The sequence below is a fragment of the Streptomyces sp. NPDC004788 genome (assembly GCF_053601115.1).
Map to the genome: position 1 here is coordinate 50,377 of NZ_JBSGBF010000048.1, position 5,870 is coordinate 56,246.

The 5,870-nt window shown below is 75.2% G+C and carries 4 protein-coding genes; 2 read left to right on the top strand and 2 right to left on the bottom strand.

From position 1 onward, the window contains the following. Nucleotides 1-48: 48 nt before the first annotated feature. On the top strand, nucleotides 49-942 hold the full coding sequence (locus ACWEJX_RS21625) for an LLM class flavin-dependent oxidoreductase (RefSeq protein WP_451609038.1): 894 nt from the start codon (nucleotides 49-51) through the stop codon (nucleotides 940-942). Between the two features lie 97 nt (nucleotides 943-1,039). Continuing rightward, nucleotides 1,040-1,894, top strand: a complete 855-nt coding sequence (locus ACWEJX_RS21630; RefSeq protein ID WP_451609039.1) for a Cof-type HAD-IIB family hydrolase — start codon at nucleotides 1,040-1,042, stop codon at nucleotides 1,892-1,894. A 172-nt stretch (nucleotides 1,895-2,066) separates the two neighbouring features. Here ACWEJX_RS21630 and ACWEJX_RS21635 read toward each other — a convergent pair whose 3' ends face one another. Both ACWEJX_RS21635 and cydC read right to left on the bottom strand, forming a co-directional pair. Continuing rightward, nucleotides 2,067-3,779 carry a sensor histidine kinase gene (locus tag ACWEJX_RS21635; protein WP_451609040.1) on the bottom strand — a complete coding sequence of 571 codons (1,713 nt, stop codon included), beginning with the start codon at nucleotides 3,777-3,779 and terminating at the stop codon, nucleotides 2,067-2,069. Between the two features lie 66 nt (nucleotides 3,780-3,845). Beyond that, a partial coding sequence (gene cydC / locus ACWEJX_RS21640; RefSeq protein WP_451609041.1) for a thiol reductant ABC exporter subunit CydC occupies nucleotides 3,846-5,870 on the bottom strand: 2,025 nt, incomplete at its 5' end.

Below are 5,870 nucleotides of genomic sequence, written 5' to 3' on the forward strand. Positions count from 1 at the left end.
CGCGCCGGCGGGGCCCTGGCAGCTGACGGCTGCCGTAGGGTCGAAGACATGCGTCTGAGCACCGTGATCCTCCCCATCCACCGGTGGAGCGAGGGACAGAAGACCTGGCGGCAGGCCGAGGACCTCGGTTTCCACGCCGCGTACACCTACGACCACCTGTCCTGGCGCAGCTTCCGCGACCGCCCCTGGTTCGGGGCGCTGCCCACGCTCACCGCCGCCGCGACGGCGACCGAGCGGATGCGCCTGGGGACGCTGGTGACCTCGCCGAACTTCCGGCACCCGGTCACCCTCGCCAAGGAACTGATCTCCCTCGACGACATCTCCGACGGCCGCGTCACCCTCGGCATCGGCGCCGGCGGCAACGGCTTCGACGCCACCGCGCTCGGCCAGGAGGCGTGGACGCCGCGCGAGCGAGCCGACCGCTTCGCCGAGTTCGTGCCGCTGCTCGACCGGCTGCTCACCGAGGACGCCGTGACCGCGCGCGGCACCTTCTACTCGGCCGACGAGGCCCGCAACATCCCCGGCTGCGTCCAGCGGCCGCGGCTGCCGTTCGCGATCGCCGCGACCGGGCCGCGCGGGCTGAGGCTCGCCGCGCGCCACGGGCAGGCGTGGGTGACCACCGGCGACCCGAAGCTGTACGAGACGGGGACGCCCGAGCAGTCGGTCGCGGCCATCGCCGGGCAGCTCGACAAGCTCGGCAAGGCGTGTGCCGAGATCGGCCGCGACGCCGCCGAACTGGACAAGATCCTGCTCACCGGCTTCACCCCGGAGCAGAACACGGTCCTCGGCTCGCTCGACGCCTTCGTCGACTTCGCCGGGCGCCACCAGGAGCTCGGCTTCACCGAGCTGGTGATCCACTGGCCGATCCCCGACTCCGTCTTCGCCGCCGACCAGGCCGTCTTCGAGAAGATCGCCACGGAGGCCGTCGCCCAGCTCGGCTGAGCCGACCTGACACAAAGCGTGGCGGGGGAGCCACATACAGCCACTCAAATGTGCACTCCCTCGCACGCCCGTGCACGTTGTACGGAACAATGACGAGGTGACCTCACCTGACACCGTCCGTCTGATCGCCACCGACCTCGACGGCACCCTGCTGCGGGACGACAAGTCCGTCTCGGAGCGCACGGTCGCCGCCCTCGCCGCCGCCGAGCGGGCCGGCATCGAGGTCTTCTTCGTCACCGGTCGCCCGGCCCGCTGGATGGACGTCGTCAGCGAGCACGTCCACGGCCACGGCCTGGCCATCTGCGCCAACGGCGCCGCGGTCGTCGACCTGCACGCGGGCGGCACGTTCCTGGAGGTCCGCCCGCTCGAGCGGCCGATCGCCCTGGACGTCGTCCGGGCGCTGCGCGAGGCCGCCCCCGGCACCACCTTCGCCGTCGAGCTCACCACCGGCATCCACTACGAGCCGGAGTACCCGCCGTTCTTCCTCGACCCCGGCGCCACCGTCGCCACCGCCGAGAAGCTGCTCTTCGAGGAGGCGCCGGGCGCCGCCGCCCCGGTCCTGAAGCTGCTCGCCCAGCACCCCGAGCTCGACCCGGACGTCTTCCTCGCCACCGCCCGCGAGGCCGCCGGCGACCTGGCCTCCTTCACCCGCTCCAGCCCCACCGCGCTCATCGAGATCAGCGGCCTCGGCGTCTCCAAGGCGTCCACCCTCGCCCGCTGCTGCGCCGCGCGCGGCATCGCGCCCGAGCAGGTCGCGGCCTTCGGCGACATGCCCAACGACATCGAGATGCTCAGTTGGGCAGGCCGCTCGTACGCCATGGGCAACGCCCACCCGGACGTGATCGCAGCCGCCTCCGGCCGGACCGTCGGCAACAACGAGGACGGCGTCGCCGTCGTCATCGAGCACCTGGTCGCCGAGGCCACACGGACGGCGGCGCAGGGCGCGCGCTAGAGCGAGACCGCACGGGCGCGCTCGGCCGAGACCGCACGGGCGGAAGCGCGGGGCGCGCGCCAGAGGACGGCCGCACGACAGAAGCGAGCGCACGCGCCAGAGCACGGCCCGCACGGACAGAAGCTCAGGCACGCGCCAGAGCGGCCGCACGGACAGAAGCGCAGCGCACGCGCTAGAGCGGGGCCTCCCAGACCACCGTCGTACCGCCGCCGTCCTCGCCGATGCCCGGGCCGACCCGGCTCGCGCCGCCGAGCGACTCGGCGCGCCGGGCCAGGTTGCGCAGCCCGCTGCGGCGGCCACCCTCCGGGATGCCGACGCCGTCGTCGGCGACCGACAGCCGCACGCCCCGGTTGCCGTCCGGCAGGGTGACGGTGGCGTCCACGGCCACCTCGATCCGGGTGGCCCCGGCGTGCCGGAAGGCGTTCGACAGCGCCTCGCGCAGCGCCGCGACGAGGTTCTTGCCGGTGAGGTCGCCGACGGTCGTGTCGATCGCTCCGACGAAGCGGTGCGCGGGCTTGAAGCCGAGCGGCACCGCCGCCATGTTGATCTCCCGCAGCACGCGGGTGCGCAGCCCCGAGGGCGCCTCGGCCGGTCCCTGCTGGAGCGCGAAGATCGCCGTACGGATCTCCTGGATGGTCACGTCCAGCTCGTCCACGGCCTTGCCGACGCCCTCCCGCACGGCCGGCACGACCGACTTGCGCTGCGCGCTCTCCAGCATCATCCCGGTGGCGAACAGGCGCTGGATGACCAGGTCGTGCAGGTCCCGGGCGATCCGGTCGCGGTCCTCGAAGACGGCGAGCCGCTCCCGGTCCCGCTGCGCCTCGGCCATCATCAGCGCGAGCGCCGCCTGTGAGGCGAACTGGGTGGCCAGGGTCCGCTCGGCCTCCGTGAACTGCCGGGCCCCGCGGGCCCGTGGGGTGGCGAGCGCGCCGAGGACCCGGCCGCCGCTCTGCAGCGGCAGCAGCATCGCGGGGCCGTACTGCTCGGACATCCGGTTCCGCATCCGCGGGTCCGTGGAGGCGTCGGCGAGGAACACCGCCTCGCCCGCCATCAGCTGCTCCACCACGGCGCTCTCGGGCCCGATCACCACGCCGAGCCATCTGGTCGGCCCGGGCGAGGAGACGGCGACGATCTCCAGACCGCCGTCCTCCGCCGGAAGGAGCACGATGCCGGCGGCCGAGCCGGCCAGCCTGCGGGCCTGCTCGGCGACGACGGTGAGCGCGTCGTCGGCGTCGCCGCCGGAGAGCAGGGCGGTCGTGACGGCGACGGAGCCGTCGATCCAGCGCTCGCGCTGCCGGGCGGCCTCGTACAGACGCGCGTTGCCGATGGCGATCCCGGCCTCGGTGGCGAGCACCCGGACCATGTGGACGTCGTAGTCGTTGAACTCCCCGCCGCCGTTCTTCTCGGCGAGGTAGAGGTTGCCGAAGATCTCGCCCTGGACCCGGATCGGTACGCCGAGGAAGGTCCGCATCGGCGGATGCCCGGACGGGAGGCCGGCCGCGCGCGGATCCGCCGCCAGGTCGGCGAGCCGGATCGTCCCCGGCTCCCGGATCAGCGCACCGAGCAGACCCGCGTGCCCGTCCGGGCGGCGCCCGATCCGGCGGGCGACGTCGTCGCCGACGCCGTACGTGACGAAGTCGGAGAGGCCCTCGCCCTCGTCGTCGATTACGCCGATGGCGGCGTAGCGGGCGTCGGCGAGTTCGGCGGCGGTCTCGCAGATCCGGTCCAGCGTGGAGTGCAGTTCGAGGCCGGTGCCGACCGACCGCATCGCCTCCAGGAGCTGCGGCACCCGGGCGGTGAGCTCGGTGGACAGGCCGTGCAGGCTGCGCGTGGCCCGGGTCGCGGCTTCGAGCGGGTCCGGGGCGTCCGGCACGGCGGCGGTCATGGGGCCGAGCCTAGTAAGTCCCATTTGGCGAGGAAAGTCGGCTACGGGCCGGGGGCTGCGAGGCGGTCACGGGGCGGGCACCAGGTGGAGGTCGCTCGCCCGCTCCTGCTCCAGCATCCGCCGCAGCGGCCCGTCGACCGCCGCCAGCTCCGCGTACGTCCCGCGCTGCACGGTCCGGCCGCGGTCGAGGACGACGACCTCGTCGACGGCGTCGAGGCCGTGCAGCCGGTGCGTGATCAGGACGGTGGTACGGCCCTCGGTGGCCCGCAGCAGGTCGTCGGTGAGCGCGTCGGCGGTGGCCAGGTCCAGGTGCTCGGCCGGCTCGTCGAGGACGAGGACCGGGAAGTCGGCGAGCAGCGCCCGGGCGAGCGCGAGGCGCTGCCGCTGACCGCCGGAGAGCCGCGAGCCGTGCTCGCCGACGAGCGTGTCGAGCCCGTCGGGCAGCCCGTCCACCCAGTCGAGGAGCCGGGCCCGGCGCAGCGCCTCGCGCAGCGCGGCGTCGTCCGCGCCGGTCCTGGCCAGGCGCAGGTTCTCGCGCAGGGTGCTGTCGAAGAGGTGGGCGTCCTGCGCGCAGAGGCCGACGAAGCGGCGTACGTCGTCGCCGTCCAGCTCCGTCGCGTCCGTGCCGCCGAGCCGGTACGTGCCCGGCTCCGCGTCCAGGAAGCGCAGCAGCACCTGGGCGAGCGTGGTCTTGCCGGAGCCGGACGCGCCGACGACCGCGACCCGGCGCCCGGCCTCCAGGCGCAGCCCGAAGGCGTCGAGCGCGGGCCGCTCCTGCCCGGCGTACCGCGCCGAGAGCCCGGCCAGCTCCAGCGGGAACGGGCTCGCCGGGGGAGCGGCGGGCGCGACCGGCTCCGCCACGGGGACGGGCGCGTCGAGCACGTCGAGGACCCGCTCGGCGCTGCGGCGCACCCGCTGGCGGTACTGGACGGCGAGCGGGAGTCCGGTGACGGCCTCGAACGCGGCGAGCGGGGTGAGCACGACGACGGCGAGCGCGACACCGTCGAGCCGCCCGGCCCGCACCGCCTGGACGCCGACGAGCGCGGCTCCGGCGACCGTGAGGCCGCAGACCAGGGCGGAGAGCCCGGCGCCGAGCGCGGTGGCGGCGGACTGCCGGGAGGCGATGGCCGTGAGCGTGCGGTCGGCCGCCGCGGCCCGCTGGACGCGGCCCTTCAGCGCGCCGGCCACGGTGAGTTCGGCGCAGCCGCGCAGCAGGTCGACGACGGCGGTGGTGAGCGTGCCGCGCGCGGGGGCGAGCTGCCGCTCGGCCCGCCGGGCGAGCGCGCCGCCGGCCAGCGGCACGGCGACCCCGGCGAGCAGCAGGCCCACGGCAAGCACGGCCCCGGCCTCGGGCAGTAGCCAACCCGTGAAGGCGACCGACCCGACACCGACGACGAGCGCCGCGCCGACCGGAAGCAGCCAGCGCAGCCAGTAGTCCTGCAGCGCGTCGACGTCCTGGACCAGGCGGGCGAGGAGATCACCGCGCCGGGTGCGGCGCAGCCCGGCGGGCGCGATCCGTTCGAGCCGCCGGTAGACGGCGACCCGCAGGTCCGCGAGCATCCGCAGCACGGCGTCGTGCGACACCAGCCGCTCGGCGTACCGGAACACGGCCCGCCCGATGCCGAAGGCGCGGGTGGCGGTGACCGCCACCATCAGATACAGCACGGGCGGCTGCTCGGACGCGCGCGAGATGAGCCACCCGGACACCCCCATGAGCCCGACGGCCGACCCGAGCGCCAGACTCCCGAGCAGCAACGCGAGCGCAAGCCGCCCCCTGACCTGCCCGGCCATGTCCCGAACCCGCCGAAGGGCACGGCGTGCGGGGGCGGCGGCGCCCTGCGGGGCAGGCTGGTCGACGCGGTCCAACCGACCGGCCACGCTCTCGGCGGCGCCCCGGGCCGAATCCGCGCCGCTGCCCTCTGCCGCCATGGGCCACGACTCGGGCCTGCGGCCGGGAGCGAACGGTCCGGGTACCGAAGCCCTGCCGCCGGCAGATCCCGACGCGCTCCCGATGCCATCGGCCCGGTCGGCAGCCGGCGTCGGAACCGCGTCCGGGCCGTCGCCCGGGCCGCGCGGCGCGCTCGGCGCTGC